This is a genomic window from Pseudobacteroides cellulosolvens ATCC 35603 = DSM 2933 (assembly GCF_001262605.1).
Lineage (GTDB): Bacteria > Bacillota > Clostridia > Acetivibrionales > DSM-2933 > Pseudobacteroides > Pseudobacteroides cellulosolvens.
In genome coordinates, this window is record NZ_LGTC01000001.1 from 6,241,422 (window position 1) to 6,263,814 (window position 22,393).

Here is a 22,393-nt window from a genome sequence, read left to right on the forward strand (position 1 = left end):
GCTAATTACTGATTTTAATTTTAAATGATATCGATTTAAAATTGTTCATCTACATGTTTTGCCATTGATTTGTAAGCGTATACTTTATTCCTTTTACATCGTTTTCTTCTAATAGTCCTTTAAGCCTCTCGCTTATAACTAAGCTCCTGCTGGAAAGCCCTTCAACCCTAAATATATCAGTGTTTTCAATAGCTTTTTCCATTATGGAAAAACCATTGCTAATTTTCATTATTCCTGGTTTGATTTTTTCTGCTTGGTTATTAGATGGTTTGTCTGAAATTTCATAAGATATACAATCAATTTTCTGTGGACAGCAGAAATAATAGTTAAATTCCATACCGTCATATAAGAAAAATGTATCCCTAAAAAATATCTTTGCATTAGTATTATCTTGTATGATACATTTTAGCTTATGGGAAACAAATGTAAATCTTAAACTCAAATAATCGGACATTTCTTCACTAACCATGTGTTTTATGTTTATTAGTAAGTTGTCTTCAGGAATATATGAATCCAAGCCTAAAATCATGTTTTTTCTTTCTTCGGGGGCAATGTTTATTTCATCTAAAAAGATCTTGTTTTTTGAGTTAGTATCTTCTTCAATAACATAGAAATTCATGATCCTATTCTTCCTTTCAGATTTCTGCATATTGAGTTGCTATTTTTTCAGTCAGCATATTTAAGTTTTCCATGTATTTTTGAATATCGGAGCAATGAAAGAGTCCATTATGTATGCTTTGCAAAATTTCTTCCTCTACTAGGCATATTGCTGAATAAATAGCATCCTGGATAGTAAAAAGCAGTACTTTATCTGTATAACAAAATGAGCCTTTTAGTATTTCGTTTATACAGTCTTGTAATTTTCTATTGGATTGATTTAAAGGGCATAGCATCAATCCATCTATAATCCACAGCTCTGAGGTAGGTTTATTTATAGGGCTTCTAAAAAAACATGGACTGTCCTTTTCATTGCACTTGGGAGTTGATCTTTCCATAATTTTTTGTCGTTTTAATAGAAGAGCTTGGTTTAATTTGATTGTATTACCCATTTTTTCACCATCTTTCCTATTTATAGGCCTTATTGCCCGTCTGCCAGTATTATTTCCAAATCACCTTTCTGACGCTCGGATAGCTTTAGAAACTTAAGCTGATCTTCATGTAAGACTGCTCCATTAAGGCTTGCTCCACTCAAATTTGGAAATATAAGATTGCTTTTTTCCAGAGTGCTATTGCATAGAATACTGTTGGATAAGTCTGTATATACAAAATTGTTAGATGAGGAAAGGCCACCTAGGCTAAAGTCATAACCACTCAGATTTGTATAGGTGAAATTGTTGGATGAAAATAAATTACCCTTCATTGCTTTAAGCGTTGAAAGATCAACAAAGGAAAAATCATTTTCTCTTAAAATAACTTCTGCCAAATCAGTCCCCTTTAAAGAGCTCCATCTGAAATCACAGTTGGATATAATTTTACTTTTTGAAAAGCTTGCATTGTTTAATTTTGCTTTAATAAAAGCCGTATTCTCTATACACTTAAATTCAATTTTGCATCCGTTCATATCGGAATTTCTAAAATCACATTTAACTATACCATTTTCAATATCCATTATATTGCCTATTAATCTACTTCCCCTTAAATCACACATGATAAATGAATTATAATGAAAATACTGGGATACATTAAATGTAGCATCCATTAGTCTGGAATTATAAAAATAGGCTTCTTGAATTATAGAGTTTGTAATTTTTGCACAGGAAAGGTCACTTTTCACAAATGTGGAGCAATAAAGGTCACTGTCTGATATGTCAATTCCTTTCATGTCAGCATAAGAAAAGTTGGTATTGTTTATTTCAGTTACAGTAAATTTAGCATCCCTAAGACAGCTTTTTAGAAATTGTGCACCAGTCAGATCACAGTCAATAAACTGAGAACCTGTCAGCATGCAATCATTAAATATGGCACGTCTCAAATTGCTGTTTCTGATTGTTATTCCTTTTAAATCTTTTCCTGTAAAATTATATTCCCGCAAATCTCTATTGCTCAGGTCTAAAGTGTTTGTTTTTTGAACTGTTACAGATTTGTAGGGCATGAAGCAAAAAGGTTTTTCTGCATTAGGTAAAGTTATATTTTGATAGGCTTCGACCTCTTTTTGAAAGCAGCACTTGTAATCGTATACCATAGGTGGATTCATGCTCTTAAAATACTCTTCCTGAATGTAAATTCTGAATCTTGTATCTTGATGAAGTTGTTGGTAGTGATCAAATATTTTGCATTCTAAAGCAGCACTTAGGAGAACTTTTTCTTTAAAAAGATTCCTGGCATAATCCTTGAGAGTTTCGGGCATTTGATCAAGCAATTCACCTATAGATTTGATACTCTTTAAATAATACTGATTTTGATGAAACCCTTTAATCTCCTCGGAAATTTCCAAGGTTCCGCTTTCTAAAGAAAAGAAAAACAAAAGAAATCTGTCTGATAAAATCTCACCAGAAAACTTTTTACCCCTATAACCGTCAAACAAAGCTTTAAGGACAGTATAAATCTCTTTTCCAATGTCATTTTTTCTGATCATTTCCTCTGTTTTACGTGCAAGATCATATTTGCCCTGCTCACCGGCAGCTTTTCTAAACTCATTTAACCTGTCCTCTAAAATTACTCCCCTTAGTCTTTCTTGATAGACTTTGTCCCGCACATTCTCGTAGCCAAAGAAGTTCTCTATGGATGTACATTCAAATCCTGAGTACTCTATCCTGTCAAGCTTTTCTGTAACAATTATATATGGAATATCCTTAATTCTGAAAATCTCCAGTAATCCTGTCTTGTAATCATCTATTTCAAAATACTCCGGTATTCCTGCTTTGCTAAAACATAAACTTCCTTCAATTATACAGTCAAGTTTCTCAGGAATGATAAGAATATACTCTTCTACACGTTTTTTATCTGCTATAAACCCTACATGGCAATATTGCATCTGTCTTAAATCCAATTTACTTTCAAGGTACAGCATGAATTTAATGGAAATGAAGTCGAGACCGTTTTCTGTAAAATAATCTGGAAAATAGGTTCCATTAACAGGAACAAAAAGTGTCTGCAGATCATTGATTTTAAGCTTGTCCCTTTTTATATCTTCTAAAGAAAAATATTTATTAAAGTCTATAATTCTTATTCGCTCGCAATTTTCATCGGGTCTTTCCTTTAAGATAAAAAAGTTCTTCCTTACCTTTGTTGAGTAGTCTGTAAGCTCACTCATATTTTAAGCCAGCCCTTTCATTGCTTTTTGTATATAAAAATACTATCATAACTAATTCTTTATAGTAATGTCCATTAAAACTACCCACTAACAAAAAAGGGGTGTATTTTCTACACCCCTTTTTATCTTGTTTTTTTTCTATGCCCATTTTATTAACTTTTTCAACAGCTTCCTTTGATGATTTTACATTTAGCTTTTTTAAAACTTGATGTATTAATTTTTTTACTGTATTTTCACTCCTATCAAGATCAGCTTGTATCTGCCGCCTTGTCTTGTTTTCTTCCATTAGCAAGTATACTTGTTTTTCACAATAAGAAAGGTCTTTTAACTGCTCCTCCTTTTTTAGTTTCTGATATTCTTTGATAAGTAATTCGTAAGGAGTTGTATTTTTAGATATGTTTCTTATTATATCAGGAAGTGCTTGATAATCCTCTTTATAAACAAAATTCATAGCCCCCGCTGTAAAAGAATCTATTATAATATCATCTCTTTTAAGAGAGGTCAACATAATAATCTTTGTATTGCTGATATCGCTTATCTCTTTGGCCGCTTCAATTCCATCAAGATTATTTTCACTTAAATTTATATCCATCAAAACTACATCGACTGCTATGGATTTTATGAAATCAATAGCTTCATGCTTAGTCTTGACCATACCGGATAGTAGAATATCTTCTTCCCTGCTTAAAAACCTTGACATGGCTGATTGCCAGGAATAATCATCTTCAACAAGTAAAACTTTTATTTTCTCCATATACCATTACCTCATTATAGTTTTCTGCTTTTATGGCATGTGCCTTTTTATTGTTGAAATTTAAGTAAACTGAGGTGCCAAAACCTTTTCTGCTGCTTATTTCAAGCTTACCTTCATGCTGCTTCATGACATTATAGCAATAAGAAAGGCCAAGCCCGTAGTTTAGGCCTGTCTTTTTTGTGGAGAAGAATGGTTCGAATACATATGCCAGGTTGTTACTGTCTATACCGGAACCATTATCAGTTACTTCCACAACAGTCCATTTGCTTTCTCTATAGATGTGTACCGAGAGATAGCCTTCTTGAGACATAGCTTCTATGGAATTTTTAAAAACGTTAATAAAGGTTTCTTTTATATGAATGGGATCACACTCTATAGATGCTTCCAATTCAACACTTTTCTTAACTGTTATTCCCTTTTTGTCAAGATCCGGCTTTATCATTGTAAGGCTTTCATCTACCAATTTATTTAGGCTTACCATAACGGGATTTATAGAGATATCTGTCAGATGCTCATTAATTGTCTTCATCATATTGATCAAATGAGAAAAGGACAAATCAATAAGTTTAAAATCCTCCTGTGTAACTTTTCTTATGTATTCTGCATCTTGAGAATTATTAATACAATGTCTCAAATTATTAGTACAAATGGAAATCTTGGTTATTTCATTTTTAAGAGTATGTGTAAGGAGGGCTGTTCCTGATGTTACAGACTTTCTTGTGCTTTCAAGTTTGCTTTTTTCAAACCTAATCTTGATCCCCATTACACCATATTTTGCACTTGCAACTATGAAAATGGATACCAAAACAAAAACTGTTACGCTGTTATACTTCCAGACAAGATGGTTTCCCATAGCAGTCATTACATAGTTTGAAATGGTATCAAATACAGTTGGAGGCGTGATAATAAGGCACGTGAAAAGTTTCTGTCTTTTTATTACTGTGTTTCTTTCCTTAAGAAAGGTTATTATCAATAAAGCATTTGAAAATATGCAGTAAGGAACAACCCACAAGCTTAAGGCGAAGAAGGGAGCCTTATACCTAAACTGTACAGGATATATCAGATACATCAAAACAGGAGGAATAAGGAGTATCTTTTTTGCATGCCTGCAAAAAAACGGTGTTTTCTTAATAAGCCATTTTGATGAAATGACGCTGTAAACCGACATGGAGTATGGTGATAGCACATATGAAAGGGAATGTAAGTAAAAGATGGTATACTTAATTGGTAATTTAATATTTGGGTTGAGATTAAGACTTGGGTAAACCTGCTTTCGTAGAATTGAACAGAGAGCACCAAGACCTGAAAAAAAGCAAAGGGATGCTATCCATTTCATTTCTTTGTTTTCGTCATTGACTTTTACGATTATAAAAGACAGTGTCCATAAAGAAATCCAAATAAATAACATGATCTGTGCTCTCCTGCTTCAACTTTTGTAAATATCCTATCACAGATTAATGCAAATTGAAATATATAGTATTTTATGTATAGAATCAAAGTATATTGGAGAGATAACACTATGTGCTTTTATCTGTTCTTATAATAGAATACAGCAAGTTGAGTTCTATCTCTGAGGCCCAGCTTTTCTAAAATAATGGTTAGACTGTTTCTTACAGTGCCTTCCCCTAGATAAAGCATGTTGGCTATTTCCTTATTGCTTAGTCCTTCGGCTACAAGGGTGATAATGTCCAGTTCCTTTTCAGTTATGCCAAAGTTCGAAAAATCGGATTTTTACCAGTACTTATAAGTGATGGGATTTTTGAAACGATATCATCACCAAAGACGCTTTGGCCTGCATAAACAGCTTTAAGAGACGGCACGATAGATTCGAAGTTTTGTTTTATAATGTAGCCTTTAGCACCTATCTTAAGTGCTTTTATTATATATTCATTATCTGAAAACGTGGTGAGGAAAAGGATCTTGGCAGTTTTATCTGCATTTAAGATTGATTCTGCTGCATCGAGACCTGTCATAGTTTCCATCCTTATATCAATCAGCAGAATATCAGGCTTTAAACTGTTATAAAGTTCGATAGCTTCCTTTCCATGATAGCCTATTCCAACTACAGATATATCCTCTTCAGCTTCTAATATTGTTTTTAAAGATACACATACCAATTTATCATCATCAACAACTACTATCCTCATATTTTACCAATCCCTTCGTTAAACTTTGCTTTCGGTATGGAAATAAAAATCTTAAATCCTTTTTCGGTACTGATATTGATATTGCCGCTTAAAGCAGTTACCCTGTCTTTAATATTTTTTATTCCAATGCCATTTTCACTGTCTAATCTACTCTGAGTACCATTGTCGTGAATAACCAGTTGAAAGAGTGCCGGATGTTCACGAATTATCACTAAGACATTAGTGGCATTTGAATGTTTGAGCGTGTTTGACAAAGCCTCTTTTGTTACTGCAATAAAGCAGTATTTGATATCTTTATCAATGTTTGATTCCACATCATAATCAAAATTCACAGAGCAAAATTTAAAGTTATCAATTAACTTCTGTATTTCATATTGTAGGTCAATGGATTCTTCATGCAAATCATGAATACTGTTGCGAATGCTGTCCATGGCTTCTGACAGTGTGTCTTTTATAAGCTTTAAACTTTCTTTTGTTTCATCATCTTTTTTTATGGCAAGCAGTGCTCCGATCTGCAGTATGGATCTTGAAAGCAGATGCCCGACATTATCATGAATATCCCTTGCTATCCTGTTTCGCTCTTTTAATGTTGCAAGATTGACTTCGTAGTTCTGCTTTTCCAAAAGTTCATTGTTCTGCTTTTCCAGCTGCATTGATATTTCATTGGCATTATCACGTAGTTTGTAATAATTTCTCTGTATATTATTTATCGAAACTGTACGATATTTCAAAATGCATCCATTTATAATAAAGGCAGCTATTAAGCATTTTGAGGTGATGAGTGTTTGGTTAAAATCAGCTAGTAGCGGAAAGAATGAAAGTACCCAAATCCATTTTGGTTTAAGAAGTACTACATCATAACATATTAGAGGAATAAAAAATAAGAAATCCGATTCAAAAAAGCTAAGGATTAGATACAAAAGAAATATCCCTGAAGTTATACGATGATCTTCCATGCAGCTCAATACAGTACTTAATATTATGACAATCAGGATTGGTACGATCATGTATATGGAATTGGCATAGGGTATATATAGAGCCAGGGAAATTATTATAATCACTAATTTATCAATTAAATTTTTCATGCCATTTACCAAACCTTTATTTTGTAGGAGGAATCATTAATAATGATTTTTATTAAATAAAAATCTATTAATTTTTACATTTGTCTATCGCAAATCGCGTTGAGGCATTCGTTATTTGCTCTGCCAAATGTAAAATTAATAACGGTTTTTATTAGATTATATCATTGGATTTTATTATCCTCAAGTTTGATATTACATTTGTCATACGGGATTAGGAGTTTAGTCACTTATAAAAGGCAATAGGATATATTATCATTAATATATGATAAGCAATTCTTTAATACTCAATGAATAACAGGAGGAATCCTTATGGTAATAAAAGTTAAAAATCTGGTTAAAAGATATGGTGACTTAACTGCCTTGGATCATTTAAATCTGGAAGTAAATGAAGGTGAAGTATTCGGACTTTTAGGTCCTAACGGCTCGGGAAAAACCACAGCAATTAACTGTATTTTATCCCTTCTTAAGTTTGACAAAGGTACTATAGAAATATATGACAGACCTATGGCTCCGGATGCCTATGACATTAAACGCGATATTGGCGTAATTATGCAGAATGTAGCTGTTTTTGAGGAATTAAATGTTTTTGAAAACATTGATTATTTCTGCGGACTATACATTTCAGATAAAAAGAAGCGTCAGCAGCTTGTAGATGAAGCTATAGATTTTGTCGGGCTCAATGATTTCAGAAAGTTTTATCCTAAAAAGCTAAGCGGAGGGTTACTTAGAAGATTGAATATAGCCTGTGGCATTGCCCACAAACCAAAGCTGATTATTCTGGATGAACCTACTGTGGCAGTTGATCCTCAAAGCAGAAACAATATATTGGAGGGTATCCAAAGGCTTAATAAAGCCGGAAGTACAATAGTGTATACGTCGCACTATATGGAAGAAGTAGAACAGATATGTACAAGGATAGCAATTATGGATAAAGGAAAAATAATTGCAACCGGAACAAATGACGAATTGAAAGCAATGATAAATTCAGGAGAAAAACTCACTGTAGAAATATTTAAGATTGATGACAGTTTATTAGATGGTATTAAAAGTCTTCCTAATATAGTATCTGCGGAGTTTAACGGAAATTTACTTGTAGCAAAATCATACAGAGGCAAAAATAATCTTGTTGCCTTGCTGGATTATTTAAAATCCAGGGATATTACTGTTGGAAAAGTCTACTCTGAACCGCCTACACTAAATGATGTTTTCCTTGAGATAACAGGAAAGGAACTTAGGGATTAAAGCATGATTGAATATTACTTAACTAGTTATGAGGGAGGGGTATAAAAATGATTTTGCATAACTATTTATACAGGTTGAAATGCATAGTAAGGGATAGGGATATGATGTTTTGGTCAATGGTATTTCCGATACTTCTTGCTACATTATTCAATATGGCTTTTTCAAATATTTCTACTGCAGAAAATTTTTCTAAAATTAAAATTGGAATAGTTGATAATGCTGAATATAGAGAAAACACATATTTTGTAGATGCCGTTAAATCTGTCTCAAGTGCCGATAAGGGTTTAAGAAAAAGCAATCTATTTGATGTAAAATATATCTCAAAGGAGGAAGGGGATAGACTCCTTGAGGATGGTAAAATTGAAGGTTATATATATTCTGATAATGGAATAAATCTTGTAGTAAAAAAATCAGGCATTAATCAAAATGTGCTGAAAGGTTTTGTTGATGACTATAACCAGACTTCAGCCACTATTAAAACGATTTACGGCAAAAATCCTTCCATAGATAATAATGTACTTATGGCCACTATATCAAACAGGATTGATTTTCTTCAAGAAGTACCTGTCAGTAAATCTGCTCCTGATAATGTTGTGACCTACTTCTATGCCTTAATCGCAATGGCTTGTTTTTATGGTGGTTTCTTGGGATTAAAAGAGGTTATGGCTATTCAGGCAGATATGTCATCCCAGGGAGCAAGAGCCAACATGGCTCCTGTACACAAATTAAAGCTGTTTATAACTTCAATGTTTGCAGCAACTACAGTTCAGCTTGTTACAATTTCGGTATTAATCTGTTATTTGGTTTTAGTATTAAAAATAAACTTTGGAAGCCAGCTTGGATATATATTGCTGACTTGTTTAATAGGCACAATTACAGGCGTTACTTTCGGTACGTTTATTGCCTCAGTTGTCAAAAAAGGTGAAGGTGTAAAAATTGGAGTACTGATTGGAGTTACAATGCTGATGACCGTCTTGTCAGGCATGATGAATGACAAGATAAAATATATTATCAGCACAAATGTTCCTATTCTTGGATATCTAAATCCTGTAGCCTTAATAACAGATAGCTTTTACTCACTATATTTCTATGATACCCATAAGCAATTCTTGATTGATATAATGCTGCTATGTGGTTATAACATCGTTTTTGGCTTAATTACCTACTATGTATTAAGGAGGCAGAGATATGCAAGTTTATAAAGTGTATTTTAAAGCTATCTATAAAAATATGACCCAAATTGCCATATATTTCATAGTGTTCTTAGTTTTAGTAGTAGTTCTTGCCAATACTTATACCAGTCCTACTGATACAAACTATACAGAAACCAAAGTAAATATAGTATTCATAAACTATGACAAAGATTCGAAAATTGTAGAAGGCCTAAAAAATTATTTAAGCCAGAAAGCTAATATTGTCAATATAGAGGATAATACTCAAAAGCTTCAGGATGCTCTGTTTTTCAGAGAGGTTGAATATATCGTCAAAGTGCCTGATGGTTTTACTAAAGGGCTTCTAAATGGTGGGTCAATAAGACTTGATAAAACTTCATTGCCAAGTTCAACGAGTAGTGTATACATGGATAGCATAATCAATAAATACTTAAACACAGTAAAAATGTACGATAGCAATATAGGAAATTTACCTGAAGAAGAGCTTATAAGAAGCATCAATAAGGATTTGGATCAAAAAACGGATGTTAAGCTAAACAGCTATGCAAATGAAGCTTCTGAAAGCGAAAAGTGTTCGTATTATTTTAACTATTTGGCATATTCCATGCTTTCCATACTTATTTTAGGTATTTGTGCCGTAATGATTGTCTTTAACAATACTGATTTAAAAAAGAGAAACCTCTGTTCACCTATAAAACTTAGAACCATGTATTTCCAATTAATACTGGGAAACTTAAGTTTTGCAATAATTACCTGGTTTTTGCTGATTATAGCCAGCTTTATTATGTATGGCAGTTATATGTTTACTGCGAAGGGAATGCTATTTCTTTTAAACTCTTTGATATTTACCATAGCGGCTTTAAGCATAGCGTATTTAACAGGTAATGTAGTAAAAAGCAAAAAAGTAATGTCAGCAGTTGCAAATGTGGTTGTCCTTGGAACTTGCTTTATAAGCGGAGTATTTGTGCCCCAAGCTTTGCTTGGCAAGACTGTAATAACAATTGCAAGCTTCACACCAAACTATTGGTATGTAAAATCTAACAATACCATTGCAAGTATGGTGAATGTTAATATGGAAAACCTTACACCAGTATTTATTAATATGCTCATAATGATTGGATTTGCTTTGGCAGTGCTGGCGATAACTCTTTTGGTTATAAAGCAGAAGAGAGTAAGTGATAGTTAATACCATACTTGTAAAAAATGTTATTTTATGCCTATAATATAAGTAGGTAATAATATATAATTAACTGATCAATTTTCCTTTTATTATTGAAAAGGCTGTATGGCAGGAGGTGATGCTCGTGAAAGAAAAAAATATCAAGTGGCTATATGAAGAACTGCCTGTTTTGATATCCAAAGGCATACTGACACAGAAAACTGCAGAAGAAATTAGAAAATACTATGGGGAGCCGGAGGAAAGAAACTGGCTTAGAATAATACTGGCTATATTTGGAACACTTGGTTCCATACTCATTGGCAGCGGTATTATTCTTATTTTCGCTAAAAACTGGGACACCCTGTCTGTTCCTTCTAGAACTGTTTTATCTTTTACGCCTCTTGTTATTTCACAACTAATCGGCATATATGTAATTTTAAAAAAGACCGGTTCGATGGCTTGGAAAGAAGGAACATCAGCATTTATAACCCTTGCTGTGGGTGCAGCAATATCCCTTATAGGCCAGACCTATAATATATCTGGAGATAGGACTGTTTTTACAATTACATGGATGCTTCTTACAGTACCTCTTGTTTATATATTTGATGCATTTATCCCTTCTATATTTTATCTTGCAGGCATCACATTCTGGGCGGGCTTTGAGCAGTCGGAAGGCGGCTATGCAGTTTTGTACTGGGCCTTTTTAGCTATTCTGCTGCCTTATATTATCAAAGCATTCAAAAATATTGATTCAAATCGGTCTGTATTGTTATTATGGGCCCTGTGCTTAAACTTGTGCGTATCTCTAGGAATAGTGCTTGAGAAAGTTTTACCCGGTCTATGGATTGTCATTTATAGCAGCTTTTTCACCATACTGTTTCTAGTGGAAAGAACATATCACCGTAAAACAGGATCATTAGGCCAGCAGCCTTTTATTGTTACAGGTACCATAGGTATACTGGTTGTTTCAATATTATTAACCTTCAGAGAATTCTGGGAAGACATTGGATGGCATGAATATCGGTATGGGGTTAGATTCAATGAATTTGCAGGAATAGTTGACTATATTCTTGTGATATTGCTGCTGTCAGCAGCAGTTTATCTATTTTTCAAGAATTTGAAAACAAAAAATGCTCTTACACTTATTTTCGGATCATCAGCATTACTATCAGTGGTATGCTACCTTGCTGCATCAGTACTTCAGGATGGTGCAGTTCCTGTCATATTATACAATGCATATATATTTGTTCTCGGTGTAAATACAATCGTTTATGGAATAAGAAATAAGCATATGGGAATAACCAATGGAGGGATGTTGATTATTTCACTGCTGATAATAGTGCGTTTCTTTGATACCGACATATCATTTTTAGTGAAGGGTCTGTCCTTCATACTTGTAGGTGTTGGGTTTATTGTGTCCAATGCAGTTTTGATTAAGAAGTAACTGAAATATTACTTCCGATTTTGAGCGGGTGTTGACGAGTCAAGCCAATACATAAGCGAAATTATAGCGGAAGTTATATTTTAGTTATTACTAAGAAGCAAAAGGAAGTGAGTTCTGATGAAAAAGCATCTTAAGATTATTTTTTTTATATTGCTCTCTCTTATACAGCTGGCTATTCCTGCACAGATGATATTGGGCAGGGAGAAGGCATTGAATAATGGTGAGATTTTTAAATTCCGCATCGAACCTGTTGACCCTGTTGATAATTTCAGAGGGAATTACTTGATTATTAATTTTAATGATAATAAAATTCCTGCTGTTGATAGCAAGGATTATGTGAGAAATCAAACAGTGTACGCATTTGTAGAAAATGATGGTGACGGTTTTACACATTTTACAAGTGTATCTCCCGCGGTTCCTCGAAGAGGAAATTATATCCGAACCAAGGTTTTGTATTCCGATAATGAAGCGGTTTATATAAAGATTCCGTTTGATAGGTATTATATGGCTGAAGATAAAGCCAAATTAGCTGAGGAAGTATATAATAAGAGTCTTAGAAATAGAAAAGATGTATATGTGTCTGTGAGAATATATGATGGTGATGCTGCAGTAGATGGACTTTATATAGATGGTGAGAGGATTGAAAACTATTTGAGGAATCAATAAATTTTTTTATCTGATAAATCATATCCTGACTTTGTTCCTTAACATTCTTGTAGAATGGTTTTGAAATCTCATGGTTTTTTCGCTTTAAAATAGCTTCTTTTTCCTACGGCTATTTTTTTTGTCTCTAATCTTTAATTGAAGATTTTATCGGAAGTTATATTTTAGTCATTGCAAACTTAAGAAGTATTTGCGGTGAACTGCAATTTTATTGCGGGAAACCGCAAAAAAAATGTTGGATTCCGAAAAAATGAAAGATTATGATTTCGGTGACAACAAAAGTAAATCATGTTATATTTGTATGAAAACATAATCTAAAATTAAAAGGTAGAGGAGGCAGCAAATGAGAAATAATAGAATAGTATCAATTGTTTTATTAATTGTAATTATCTTTAATAGCTTAGGGTTTTCAGAAATAGCTTATAGCCAGGCTGTGGTTGAACAACTGGATTTAAAGGAGCCATTGGTGCCAAAGAATTTGACTGTTTCGATGACTACAGAGACATCGATAGGTATAAAATGGGATACATCTTCCCATTCCACAGGAATTAAGGAATACATAGTGTATATGAATGACAAAGAGGTCAATAGGACTCCTGAATGTTTGTATACTGCAGTAGATTTAATTCCAGGTAAGAATTATAATTTTTACATAAGGGCGATAAGCAACAATAATATTATTTCATATCCTTCAAATCAAATCGGTATTTATACTAAAAATGACAATATTAAGCCTACACAGCCCCAGAATCTAGTTTTGAATGAGGAGGGTTCAAATAAAGTCCGCTTGAAGTGGGATTCTTCAACAGACAATATTAAGCTTGGAGGATATATAATTTATAATGGCAGCACAGGTATGGATGTTTCATATGATCCAAGTATCTTATTAGACTATTTGCAGCCAGGGTATAATTATAATTTTAAGGTACGGGCTGTAGATATTGCGGGAAATCAGTCATTAGACAGCAATAGTGTAACTTATTCAACATATGCAATGAGTGAAACTGTAATTGATACAAATGTGGTGCTCGAAGCAGATACGGTTTATGATAATGTAATAATAAAATCAGGAAGCCTGAACCTTAACGGAAGGAAGCTCACTGTAAAAGGGAATTTAATCAATTCAGGGGGGACACTTTATATAAATAATGGCTACCTAGAAGTTAATGGGAACCTTAGATTTCAAAGTGTATATACTGATAATTCAGGATTGCGAACATATGGATCAAGTAGTTCTGTGCTTAAAATGCTAAATGACAGTGATTATATTAAAGTATACGGAAGCTTTGTATGCAACTCTTCCGGACTTAATAGCGATAATCTGACAGCGGGTAACCTTGAAGTGAAAAGGCATTTTATACAACAGAATGGCAAAAATCCTTTAAATTCAAAAGGTACGCATAAAGTTATTTTGTCAGGGGATGAAAAGCAAAATGTGACAATGGAGAGTAATACTTCAGCATTTAATACTTTGGAAATAAAGAACACATCTGCAGAAGGGGTTTTATTCACAACTTTATTTAACTGCGAAAACTTTGTAGATAATATGTCGAAAGCTTCTTTTTTTGATGGAGGAGTAAAAGGTTGGAGGCTCAATGGGGATCAAACCATTGAAGGTGATTTGTCTCTGGCTGCAGGAACTCTGGACTTAAACGGATATACCTTGAATATCAAAGGCAGCCTAAGGCAGTCAGGGGGAAATGTTTTTGTAAACAATGGAAAACTTATTATTGATAAAGATTATTCTTTAGTGGGAGAAAAAGATACCAATTCTAAGCCCTACAGTACTGGAATGTTAAAAATGCTGCTGCCAAAGGACATAGTCTTGGTAGGAGGAAATTTTACTACTTTTTCTATACATAATCATGAAGGTCTTCTTACAGAAGGGGTTTTAGAAGTAAAAGGGGATATATATCAGAAAAATGGATCTACGGGCAATTTCACTTCTTCCAATAATCACAAGGTTGTTCTTTCAGGTGAAAAGCCTCAGAATATATCATTTGAATATTCAAATAAAAGCGGCAATAGAATAAATATACTACTCAGGCATTCTCACACCGGGAGTGCCTGTGTTAATATCTAGACATGGTCTTTGACCCCATGCCTAAAGATAGCTCAAATAAAGGGATACCGTAGTGGCATCCCCATATCTTACAATTTAATAATTGCTAAAGTGTCTGAGGTATAAACGGTTCACCTTTTATCGCTTTCACCAGACTTTCCATAACCTTTTGACCATTCTTCCTGCAGGTAGAAATATAACTCCTAATCCTGCAAAATACAATGGGACCTTCTTTTCCACGGAAGCAACCTGAGATCTTTTGTCTCAGCTTTACCATTCGTATGTCTCGTTCGGCCAAGTTATTATCAAAGGGTATGTTAAAGTCATACATGAATGAAAGCGTCTCAACATCATATTTTTGAAGCCTCGCCAGCAACCTATGTGCAGCATTTTTATTTGGCCTGCCTGTCTTTTCAGCCACTGGTATCGGACACTCCAACTTGCCTTTGGATATAATATCTTTATAAATGGCATTATACTTTGCAGTCTCATTGAAGTCCATTTCTGCTCGACCTTCAGACCTCAAAGTATCAACCCTCTGTTTAATTTCTATCAGAAGGCTAGACATGTTCTTTGCCCATTCATGATTGTAATCCTCATTTATGCCCTTGAGATTTCTCAAGTTATGAGAGTTACATTCCGAATGGCTGCAATCACCAAATGTGTAATAGGGTATCCAGTGGTCATGACACGCTGTTCCTTTAAAATCAGGGAGTATGCCAATATCGTTAGCTGCCTGAGTACCTCTTTTTTCATGAACTTCATAATGTGTAAGTTTGTCTGTAGAAGCACTATGAAGCCACTGAGTTTTACCGCCACTACGCATACCTGTCTCATCAAAATGCACAACTGAAGAAGCTATAAGCTGTTGCTTTGTAGAAGTCTCAACTTCTTCAAGCTTTTTGTAGAGTCTACTATTTACATTAACAAGTGTTCCTTCACTGACATTTTGTCCTATAATATCACTTAAAATTTCAGCTGTTCTCTCAAGTGGTATTAACTGATAGTTTGTCAGGTACGACATAAGAGCCTGTATATTCTCACCATACTGCACTGGCTGCTTTACATCCTCAGGAAATTCTGTTTTGTGTACCTTATTACACGCTGGGCATACCAATTCGTGAGTCCTATATTCAGTGGTGAATACCTTTATAGTAGGCAGTTCAATTACCTGTCTAGTGCGGGTAACTCCATCAACACTTGATAGACAGCATCCACATTCGCATTGTGTAGGTTTCAAATCTACAGTTTTATCCGGATTTTCAACCTTATTTAGTGTTTTGCCTTCATGTCCTTGTTGACCGCCTGTTGGTTTACCAGTTTTCTCCCTCATGTTCTTTGGCTTCTTAAGTCCATCAGAAGATGGGGGCTTATTGCTATTACCACTGTTCTTGTTGAGGCGAGCTTCAAGCTCTGCAATCCTATTATTGAGAGCATTTACCTGACCAGCTAAGCTTAATACTTGTCCGTTTAACTCTTTTACCAGCGAAACTACAGCATTTATTCCGTCATTATACGTTTTTATTATTGTTGTTTCATCCAATTCCTACACCACCATTCAATCATTGATACTATTATATTGGTTGAATTAGTGGTTTTTCATTGATAAAATATTACCAACAGTTTATTTTTGCATCTATGTCAATGCCTGAGTAGAAACAAAAGTTTTAAAGTATACTTTCCCGGCTCTGATTCTCCAAGCTCAACTTTGCAGTAACTAATCTGCTGCTTATGAGCGTCTCATAAGGCTCTAAAGCATGGCTCCGTTAGCTTTTCTAAAGAATGAGGGTCTTTTTCCCGGCTTCTCTCCGCTGGCAACCTCAGAGAGACTCCGAAGGAATGCAACTGGTCCCCTGATATTCCTTAATGGCTTTCCATATCGCTTCCTACAGTGCATATATTAATAAAATTATTCGAAAATAATTTCGTCTTTCTCTGATATCTGAACTTTGACTAATTCTTTAACTTGATTTATTCTCACGCTATATCCTGTTTTTTTATATACGGAATAATTGAATGAATCATTTAAATATGGACCATAATCTTCACCATTTAATGTATACTTTCTCTGTAAGGCTTTAAATAACTCTTCAATATTATCTTTAGAACTACTGCTACCAAACTTTAATTTTACATCTTTCGTTTCAAAAATATATGTCTGTAAAGCCATTTCTAGTTCTCTAGCTGTACTTTTATTGTTATCTTTTATAGCTACAAAACCTAATCCATACTTATTATTCATAAAATAAGCAGCTAAACAGATAATAACAACAATAATTAAAAGAAAAAGTATTTTAAATTTATTCTTAATTACTAAATTCATATATATGCCCTTTCATATGCTTTCAGCTATATTAATTACTTAATTACCTTAATTTTTATTTCGGCAAAATATGATTAAACGAATATGATGGACTTTGATATTTTCTGCTGGTTCCATATATGTGTTTCTTCTATTATATATTATGATGAATTGGATAGCACCCATTTTATTGGATGCTATTATCCGTTGGCATGACTGGTTCCCGATATTCTGACTTATCCCTCATCATTTTATATGTTATAGTTACCAGCTTTCTCATGATACATTTAATACGTAGGGTAGGACTAACAGCGTCTTGCTTGTTTTACCAAGTAGATTTCTGCGTCCCCCCTCAGAACCGGACTTACACCTTTCAATGTATCCGGCTCGCCAGCTGTTTCTAAGTGTAAAGTCAATCGATTTATCTATATTTCTTTTCCAAAATGGATGTCTTTATGGCATTTTTTGCACACTATTAAAGTTCTACGATTCAGTTCAATCATTCTTTGTACCCAATATGGAGTTATTATATTTGCCTTAAAATATTTGTCTTTTAGGCTTTTTAGTTTTTTAACGTGGTGAACTGCAAAATCCCCAGGAGTGCTATTTTGTATTCCGCAAAGTTCACATTTACAATTCTCCAACCTTTTGATAACTAAAGGTTTTTTATAGTAGATTTCATTGGTTTCCTTTATCCACTTTATGGGCTGATTTATGTATATTAGTGGCTCGATAAAATATGTCATGGTTTTACTTCCTGCTTTAGTCTCATAATTTACACCAATTATTTTACGAGTCCCTGTGCCGTGTTTCCTGGGCACATCCATTCCATATTTTTTTATAACCTTTGTGATCGAACTGTCTTCCTTTCTTGCTATAGTTGCTGCCATACTGGAATAATGGTAGTATTTGTACTTTCCTATTTTGGAGCTTACATCCGTTGCAATCCTGTAGTAGTTGTACATGCCTCTAATTTCTGAATTGTATTTGCCAATTATATCTGCAATGGTCAGGTTTATCCTATTGCAGTGATGAGTGGGTTTACCATTCTTTCTGAAAGGTTCCAGTTTTTTATTAATCACGTCGTTTGGAACTAAAAGTTGTATTGTCTCGTTCAGTGTCCTTCTTTTATAACCGAGTGTGTTTTTCTTTGTAAAAGTACAATTGGTAGTTTTGGAAATCTCAAATCCAAGAAATCTTGCTCTTTCTGTTGTTAAGTTTGTTATAATGGTTTTATCCATGTTAAGTTCCAATTTTAGTTTAGTATTAAGTAGTTCTTTTATTTTATCTCTTATTTCCTCTGCTAACTTCTTGCTTCCAATTATACATACAACAAAGTCATCGGCATACCTTGTGTACTTGACCCTTATATAATCAGGGTCCATAGGGTCTAATGAACGTAGAGTATACATTTGTTTTAGTATTTCTTTAGCAGTTTTATTATCGCCTCTTCGTCTTGCATTGTGCCTCGCCTTTTCAAGTTGTGAGTATGCAGGGTTATACTTTCTTTTATTTTGGTACGTGGAATATTGTTCTTTTAATGACTCCATGTACTTATCCAGTTCATGCAAGTATATATTGGCTAGAATAGGACTTATTATACCTCCTTGCGGTATTCCTGACAAAGAGCCTTTTACTTGATTGAATTCAAAATAACCTGCCTTAAGAAATCTTTTTATTAATTCCAGAAGTCTTCCGTCCGTGATTTTTTTACCTAATAGACTAATAAGAACATCATGGTCAATGTTATCAAAGAAACCTTTGATGTCACCTTCAATTACCCAATTTGTTCCCTTATACCTGTTTTTGATTTGATAGAGGGCTGTATGGCAGCTTTTATTTGGTCTGAAGCCATGTGAAGTTTCCAAAAATATAGGTTCATATATTGACTCCAGTATCTGCCGAACTACTTCTTGTACAAGCTTATCTATAAAAGATGGTATTCCCAGAGGTCTTAACTTTCCATTTTTCTTTGGAATATAAGTTCTCCTAACTGGTATAGGATAATATGTCTCAGATTTCATTTTTTCAATTATGTCATTAATGATATCATAGTTGAAACCATCGATTGTTTTATCGTCTATACCAGCGGTCATATTACCTTCCTTCGCATAGATTTTTCCGTAAGCTGTTATATAGAAATCTGGATTAAATAGATTTCTATATAACCTATCAAAGATAAATTCTTTATTTTCTTTTGACTTCTTGCTTAGTATTGATAGAACTATATCAGCTTTCTGCATTTCGCATACCTCCATATTCATTCAATTAAACAACCTGCCACCCTTCGCCATGTGGACAGCTTTCCTGTATCCGATTTTACGGCTTTCCCTGTCTATTCAGGTTCCTCAGACTACTATGGTGGCTCCGTAACCATATCAGCTCTGCTGACTTAGGTTATCTCCGTTTAGTTCTTGAAGTACAATTTCGTGTAACTTAGGTTCCCGTTCGTACCTTTATCGTATTTCTTATACGCTTGAAAAGTCTCAGAGATTATGAGAACCAACAAAGCGAGATTCTCATAGAATCTTTTCATGTGCTTATCAATTAGCCTTCGCACATCCCCCAAAGTTAAGGTCAAGGCACTGGGTTTAAGGCAGTTTAGCTTTAACCATATTACACATTGGTCTCGCATATCCCCCTGTAAGCTAATTTTCAAGGTATACACTTTACTGAAATGCTATGTTCCCTTATGGCGTTTCCACCTCCGGTTAATCAGTCGACCATCCAGACATCTCTCTAGTCCAGAATCCTCTTAGGATGATACTTTCAAGTCCATTACGGACGCACGTAGGGTAGGACTAACAGCGTCTTGCTTGTTTTACCAAGTAGATTTCTGCGTCCCCCCTCAGAACCGGACTTACACCTTTCAATGTATCCGGCTCGCCAGCTGTTTCTAAGTGTAAAGTCAATCGATTTATCTATATTTCTTTTCCAAAATGGATGTCTTTATGGCATTTTTTGCACACTATTAAAGTTCTACGATTCAGTTCAATCATTCTTTGTACCCAATATGGAGTTATTATATTTGCCTTAAAATATTTGTCTTTTAGGCTTTTTAGTTTTTTAACGTGGTGAACTGCAAAATCCCCAGGAATACTACTTTGTATTCCGCAAAGTTCACATTTACAATTCTCAAGCCTTTTGATTACTAAAGGTTTTTTATAGTAGATTTCATTAGTTTCCTTTAGCCACTTTTTGGGCTGATTCATGTATATTAATGGCTCGTTAAAATATGTCATGGTTTTACTTCCTGTTTTAGTCTCATAATTTACACCAATTATTTTACGAGTCCCTGTGCCGTGTTTCCTGGGCACATCTATTCCATATTTTTTTATAACCTTTGTGATCGAACTGTCTTCCTTTCTTGCTATAGTTGCTGCCATACTGGAATAATGGTAGTATTTGTACTTTCCTATTTTGGAGCTTACATCCGTTGCAATTCTGTAGTAGTTGTACATGCCTCTGATTTCTGAGTTGTATTTGCCAATTATATCTGCAATGGTCAGGTTTATCCTATTGCAGTGATGAGTGGGTTTGCCATTCTTTCTGAAAGGTTCCAGTTTTTTATTAATCACGTCGTTTGGAACTAAAAGTTGTATTGTCTCGTTCAGTGTCCTTCTTTTATAACCGAGTGTGTTTTTCTTTGTAAAAGTGCAATTGGTAGTTTTGGAAATCTCAAATCCAAGAAATCTTGCTCTTTCTGTTGTTAAGTTTGTTATAATGGTTTTATCCATGTTAAGTTCCAATTTTAGTTTAGTATTAAGTAGTTCTTTTATTTTATCTCTTATTTCCTCTGCTAACTTCTTGCTTCCAATTATACATACAACAAAGTCATCGGCATACCTTGTGTACTTGACCCTTATATAATCAGGGTCCATAGGGTCTAATGAACGTAGAGTATACATTTGTTTTAGTATTTCTTTAGCAGTTTTATTATCGCCTCTTCGTCTTGCATTGTGCCTCGCCTTTTCAAGTTGTGAGTATGCAGGGTTATACTTTCTTTTATTTTGGTACGTGGAATATTGTTCTTTTAATGACTCCATGTACTTATCCAGTTCATGCAAGTATATATTGGCTAGAATAGGACTTATTATACCTCCTTGCGGTATTCCTGACAAAGAGCCTTTTACTTGATTGAATTCAAAATAACCTGCCTTAAGAAATCTTTTTATTAATTCCAGAAGTCTTCCGTCCGTGATTTTTTTACCTAATAGACTAATAAGAACATCATGGTCAATGTTATCAAAGAAACCTTTGATGTCACCTTCAATTACCCAATTTGTTCCCTTATACCTGTTTTTGATTTGATAGAGGGCTGTATGGCAGCTTTTATTTGGTCTGAAGCCATGTGAAGTTTCCAAAAATATAGGTTCATATATTGACTCCAGTATCTGCCGAACTACTTCTTGTACAAGCTTATCTATAAAAGATGGTATTCCCAGAGGTCTTAAATTTCCATTTTTCTTTGGAATATAAGTTCTCCTAACTGGTATAGGATAATATGTCTCAGATTTCATTTTTTCAATTATGTCATTAATGATATCATAGTTGAAACCATCGATTGTTTTATCGTCTATACCAGCGGTCATATTACCTTCCTTCGCATAGATTTTTCCGTAAGCTGTTATATAGAAATCTGGATTAAATAGATTTCTATATAACCTATCAAAGATAAATTCTTTATTTTCTTTTGACTTCTTGCTTAGTATTGATAGAACTATATCAGCTTTCTGCATTTCGCATACCTCCATATTCATTCAATTAAACAACCTGCCACCCTTCGCCATGTGGGCAGCTTTCCTGTATCCGATTTTACGGCTTTCCCTGTCTATTCAGGTTCCTCAGACTACTATGGTGGCTCCGTAACCATATCAGCTCTGCTGACTTAGGTTATCTCCGTTTAGTTCTTGAAGTACAATTTCGTGTAACTTAGGTTCCCGTTCGTACCTTTATCGTATTTCTTATACGCTTGAAAAGTCTCAGAGATTATGAGAACCAACAAAGCGAGATTCTCATAGAATCTTTTCATGTGCTTATCAATTAGCCTTCGCACATCCCCCAAAGTTAAGGTCAAGGCACTGGGTTTAAGGCAGTTTAGCTTTAACCA

At 34.2% G+C, this 22,393-nt stretch carries 16 protein-coding genes and 1 pseudogene; 6 read left to right on the forward strand and 11 right to left on the reverse strand.

All coding sequences use genetic code 11. The annotated features are described in order from the left end of the window. Window positions 1-49: 49 nt before the first annotated feature. The 7 genes and pseudogenes from Bccel_RS25840 to Bccel_RS25870 all read right to left on the reverse strand — a co-directional run bounded on the left by Bccel_RS25840 (window position 50) and on the right by Bccel_RS25870 (window position 6,885). Entirely contained in the window at window positions 50-619 is a 570-nt protein-coding gene (locus Bccel_RS25840) for an imm11 family protein (protein ID WP_036944806.1), read from the reverse strand. Window positions 620-635: 16 nt separating this feature from the next. Beyond that, window positions 636-1,049, reverse strand: coding sequence for a hypothetical protein (locus tag Bccel_RS25845; RefSeq protein ID WP_036944805.1), 414 nt, complete (start codon window positions 1,047-1,049; stop codon window positions 636-638). 29 nt (window positions 1,050-1,078) lie between these two features. After that, complete coding sequence (locus tag Bccel_RS25850; RefSeq protein WP_036944804.1) at window positions 1,079-3,253, reverse strand: pentapeptide repeat-containing protein; 2,175 nt, start codon at window positions 3,251-3,253, stop codon at window positions 1,079-1,081. Then, window positions 3,246-4,007: a response regulator transcription factor gene (locus tag Bccel_RS25855; RefSeq protein WP_082225164.1), complete on the reverse strand. Its 762-nt coding sequence runs from the start codon at window positions 4,005-4,007 to the stop codon at window positions 3,246-3,248. Before Bccel_RS25855 ends, Bccel_RS25850 begins: the two co-directional genes overlap by 8 nt. Beyond that, window positions 3,979-5,415, reverse strand: a complete 1,437-nt coding sequence (locus tag Bccel_RS25860; protein WP_036944801.1) for a sensor histidine kinase — start codon at window positions 5,413-5,415, stop codon at window positions 3,979-3,981. Before Bccel_RS25860 ends, Bccel_RS25855 begins: the two co-directional genes overlap by 29 nt. A 119-nt stretch (window positions 5,416-5,534) precedes the next feature. Then, window positions 5,535-6,154 (reverse strand): annotated as a pseudogene (locus Bccel_RS25865) (response regulator). Further along, window positions 6,151-6,885, reverse strand: a complete 735-nt coding sequence (locus Bccel_RS25870; RefSeq protein WP_242853180.1) for a sensor histidine kinase — start codon at window positions 6,883-6,885, stop codon at window positions 6,151-6,153. Before Bccel_RS25870 ends, Bccel_RS25865 begins: the two are co-directional and overlap by 4 nt. Before the next feature lie 663 nt (window positions 6,886-7,548). Here Bccel_RS25870 and Bccel_RS25875 point away from each other — a divergent pair. From Bccel_RS25875 to Bccel_RS25900, 6 genes are all read left to right on the forward strand, one after another. Further along, window positions 7,549-8,481: an ABC transporter ATP-binding protein gene (locus Bccel_RS25875; protein ID WP_036944799.1), complete on the forward strand. Its 933-nt coding sequence runs from the start codon at window positions 7,549-7,551 to the stop codon at window positions 8,479-8,481. Between the two features lie 47 nt (window positions 8,482-8,528). Next, entirely contained in the window at window positions 8,529-9,683 is a 1,155-nt protein-coding gene (locus Bccel_RS25880; RefSeq protein ID WP_036944797.1) for an ABC transporter permease, read from the forward strand. Beyond that, window positions 9,670-10,839, forward strand: coding sequence for an ABC transporter permease (locus Bccel_RS25885; protein WP_036944796.1), 1,170 nt, complete (start codon window positions 9,670-9,672; stop codon window positions 10,837-10,839). Before Bccel_RS25880 ends, Bccel_RS25885 begins: the two co-directional genes overlap by 14 nt. A gap of 118 nt (window positions 10,840-10,957) precedes the next feature. Then, window positions 10,958-12,256: a DUF2157 domain-containing protein gene (locus Bccel_RS25890; RefSeq protein ID WP_036944795.1), complete on the forward strand. Its 1,299-nt coding sequence runs from the start codon at window positions 10,958-10,960 to the stop codon at window positions 12,254-12,256. A 117-nt stretch (window positions 12,257-12,373) separates the two neighbouring features. After that, window positions 12,374-12,922 carry a GDYXXLXY domain-containing protein gene (locus Bccel_RS25895; protein ID WP_036944793.1) on the forward strand — a complete coding sequence of 183 codons (549 nt, stop codon included), beginning with the start codon at window positions 12,374-12,376 and terminating at the stop codon, window positions 12,920-12,922. A 340-nt stretch (window positions 12,923-13,262) separates the two neighbouring features. Beyond that, entirely contained in the window at window positions 13,263-15,002 is a 1,740-nt protein-coding gene (locus Bccel_RS25900; RefSeq protein ID WP_036944792.1) for a fibronectin type III domain-containing protein, read from the forward strand. 85 nt (window positions 15,003-15,087) lie between these two features. On the opposite strand, the gene tnpC is transcribed toward Bccel_RS25900, so the two are convergent. The 4 genes from tnpC to ltrA (Bccel_RS25925) form a co-directional block, all read right to left on the reverse strand. After that, the gene (gene tnpC / locus Bccel_RS25905; RefSeq protein ID WP_050753869.1) at window positions 15,088-16,524 is read right to left on the reverse strand and encodes an IS66 family transposase; all 1,437 of its coding nucleotides are present in this window, start codon (window positions 16,522-16,524) and stop codon (window positions 15,088-15,090) included. Window positions 16,525-16,890: 366 nt separating this feature from the next. Next, window positions 16,891-17,304, reverse strand: coding sequence for a hypothetical protein (locus Bccel_RS25910; RefSeq protein WP_036946085.1), 414 nt, complete (start codon window positions 17,302-17,304; stop codon window positions 16,891-16,893). Between the two features lie 404 nt (window positions 17,305-17,708). Next, a complete protein-coding gene (ltrA, locus tag Bccel_RS25915; protein ID WP_050753870.1) occupies window positions 17,709-19,526 on the reverse strand; it encodes a group II intron reverse transcriptase/maturase in 1,818 nt (605 codons plus the stop codon). Window positions 19,527-20,204: 678 nt separating this feature from the next. After that, complete coding sequence (ltrA, locus tag Bccel_RS25925) at window positions 20,205-22,022, reverse strand: group II intron reverse transcriptase/maturase (protein ID WP_050753522.1); 1,818 nt, start codon at window positions 22,020-22,022, stop codon at window positions 20,205-20,207. Window positions 22,023-22,393 lie beyond the last annotated feature (371 nt).

Excerpts from the sequence above, each read along its gene's own strand:
- Bccel_RS25850 (WP_036944804.1), bottom strand. The coding sequence starts at position 3,253 with ATGAGTGAGCTTACAGACTACTCAACAAAGGTAAGGAAGAACTTTTTT.
- Bccel_RS25860 (WP_036944801.1), bottom strand. The coding sequence starts at position 5,415 with ATGTTATTTATTTGGATTTCTTTATGGACACTGTCTTTTATAATCGTA.
- Bccel_RS25885 (WP_036944796.1), top strand. The coding sequence starts at position 9,670 with ATGCAAGTTTATAAAGTGTATTTTAAAGCTATCTATAAAAATATGACC.
- Bccel_RS25875 (WP_036944799.1), top strand. The coding sequence starts at position 7,549 with ATGGTAATAAAAGTTAAAAATCTGGTTAAAAGATATGGTGACTTAACT.
- ltrA (WP_050753870.1), bottom strand. The coding sequence starts at position 19,526 with ATGCAGAAAGCTGATATAGTTCTATCAATACTAAGCAAGAAGTCAAAA.
- Bccel_RS25900 (WP_036944792.1), top strand. The coding sequence starts at position 13,263 with ATGAGAAATAATAGAATAGTATCAATTGTTTTATTAATTGTAATTATC.
- ltrA (WP_050753522.1), bottom strand. The coding sequence starts at position 22,022 with ATGCAGAAAGCTGATATAGTTCTATCAATACTAAGCAAGAAGTCAAAA.
- Bccel_RS25910 (WP_036946085.1), bottom strand. The coding sequence starts at position 17,304 with ATGAATTTAGTAATTAAGAATAAATTTAAAATACTTTTTCTTTTAATT.
- Bccel_RS25840 (WP_036944806.1), bottom strand. The coding sequence starts at position 619 with ATGAATTTCTATGTTATTGAAGAAGATACTAACTCAAAAAACAAGATC.
- Bccel_RS25855 (WP_082225164.1), bottom strand. The coding sequence starts at position 4,007 with ATGGAGAAAATAAAAGTTTTACTTGTTGAAGATGATTATTCCTGGCAA.
- Bccel_RS25845 (WP_036944805.1), bottom strand. The coding sequence starts at position 1,049 with ATGGGTAATACAATCAAATTAAACCAAGCTCTTCTATTAAAACGACAA.
- Bccel_RS25895 (WP_036944793.1), top strand. The coding sequence starts at position 12,374 with ATGAAAAAGCATCTTAAGATTATTTTTTTTATATTGCTCTCTCTTATA.
- Bccel_RS25880 (WP_036944797.1), top strand. The coding sequence starts at position 8,529 with ATGATTTTGCATAACTATTTATACAGGTTGAAATGCATAGTAAGGGAT.